This window comes from Neisseria sp. P0021.S007 (genome assembly GCF_051956855.1).
This window is the reverse complement of record NZ_JBQCXA010000029.1, coordinates 1-1,881: the sequence shown is the minus strand read 5'-3', so window position 1 is coordinate 1,881 and position 1,881 is coordinate 1. Positions and strand designations below refer to the sequence as shown.

Sequence of the window (1,881 nt, the reverse complement as noted above, 5' to 3'; positions counted from 1 at the left end):
GTTGGGTATGGTAGCCGCGATTGCTCTGGTTCACCGTAAAACGGTTAATCCGAAACGCATGGATCCTGCCGACCAAGTTAAAGTACGCGCCGATCAAGGCCGTATGCGTCTGGTGAAAATGGAAGCGGTCAAACCGCAAGTCGAATCTGCCGAAGAAAGCGAAGTTTCAGACGGCCTCAAGCCGGAAGGGGAGGGCAAAGCATGATTACCTTGACGCATTATTTGGTATTGGGTGCGCTCCTGTTCGGTATCAGCGCAATGGGTATCTTTATGAACCGCAAAAACGTGCTGGTATTGCTGATGTCCATCGAGCTGATGCTCTTGGCGGTGAACTTCAACTTTATCGCCTTTTCGCAACATCTAGGCGATACCGCCGGACAGATTTTCGTATTCTTCGTACTGACCGTTGCTGCTGCCGAATCCGCCATCGGTTTGGCGATTATGGTGCTGGTGTATCGCAACCGACAAACGATTAATGTTGCCGATTTGGACGAGTTGAAAGGGTAGGGCGGATGCCGTCTGAACAAACCGATCAAGCGAATATCGAGCAATGGGTGTTTAAGCCGCGTTCGCTTTTAGTTTTGTGCTGGGTTGCTGTCCCATTTTTCCTGTCGATTTGGCTGGTGTGGTTTGCGTTTGCATGGGCTGGGCGGTTGGGCTGGCTGTTTGGCTTATTGTCGGTTTTGTGTGCGGGTATCGGGATTGCCGGATGGAAGATGTGGCAAAATTCGCGCCGCAATACGGGCAGAGATCGGGAATTCATACGTTTGGACGAAGACGGTTTGTCTTATTGCATACACGGCTGTGGGGCGGGTAAGGTGAAATACACATGGATACGCTCTGTGTATCAAGTTCATACAAGGGGCTGTCAAGGCATTGCGGTGGAATACCGTAGACCTGAAACAGGCGTGGTTTTGGATACAATAATGCTGACTGACCTAGACCGCTTGGACTTAGATAGGAACGGTTTCAAATTGGCAGATCCACGCGACATCATCACTAAAGCGATTAGGGCGCGTTGCCAAGACAGGCAGCTTTATCGGATTTGAATGCTGTTGCACGGTTTGGCTGAAAATCTGAAGCCTGTAAGGAAAAAAATTTAAGGTTGGACAACCTGCCTTATGGCGTGAGGTCGTCTGAAAACCAAGACAAAGTAGATTGTTCGGATTAGGGAATCCGACCGACAAAACAAACATAGATTTTTAAATCAAAAAGGTTCATCCAAAATGAACGACATGACTTTATATCTCATCATTGCCCTCGTGCCTTTGGCAGGCCTGCTGATTGCGGGTTTGTTCGGCAATACAATCGGACGTGCCGGCGCGCATACGGTTACGATACTCGGCGTGGCGGTGTCCGCCGTGTTGTCGGCTTATGTGCTGTGGGGCTTTATCGACGGCAGCCGCGCCAAGTTTGACGAGAATGTCTATACCTGGCTGACGATGGGCGGTTTGGATTTTTCCGTCGGCTTCTTGGTCGATACGATGACGGCGATGATGATGGTCGTGGTCACCGGCGTATCGCTGATGGTACATATCTACACCATCGGCTATATGCACGATGAAAAAGTCGGCTACCAACGCTTCTTCAGCTACATTTCTTTATTTACTTTCAGCATGTTGATGCTGATTATGAGCAACAACTTCATCCAGCTCTTTTTCGGTTGGGAAGCTGTGGGCTTGGTGTCGTATCTCTTGATCGGTTTCTATTTCAAACGTCCGAGCGCGATTTTTGCCAACCTGAAAGCCTTTTTGGTTAACCGTGTCGGCGACTTCGGCTTTTTGCTCGGTATCGGCTTGGTGCTTGCCTATTTCGGCGGCAGCCTGCGCTATCAAGATGTATTCGCTTATCTGCCTAATGTTCAGACGGCCACCATTCAAC

General features: G+C 49.6%; 3 protein-coding genes and 1 pseudogene. All 4 read left to right on the top strand.

Translation table 11 applies throughout. The annotated features are described in order from the left end of the window. A pseudogene (locus ACTHUR_RS10770) lies at window positions 1-205 on the top strand (NADH-quinone oxidoreductase subunit J); the annotation flags it as partial. After that, window positions 202-507, top strand: coding sequence for an NADH-quinone oxidoreductase subunit NuoK (gene nuoK, locus ACTHUR_RS10765; protein ID WP_002215628.1), 306 nt, complete (start codon window positions 202-204; stop codon window positions 505-507). The pseudogene ACTHUR_RS10770 and the gene nuoK, both read left to right, overlap by 4 nt. 5 nt (window positions 508-512) lie before the next feature. Further along, the gene (locus tag ACTHUR_RS10760) at window positions 513-1,049 is read left to right on the top strand and encodes a hypothetical protein (RefSeq protein ID WP_070606426.1); all 537 of its coding nucleotides are present in this window, start codon (window positions 513-515) and stop codon (window positions 1,047-1,049) included. A 177-nt stretch (window positions 1,050-1,226) separates the two neighbouring features. After that, a partial coding sequence (locus tag ACTHUR_RS10755) for a proton-conducting transporter transmembrane domain-containing protein (RefSeq protein WP_440398571.1) occupies window positions 1,227-1,881 on the top strand: 655 nt, incomplete at its 3' end.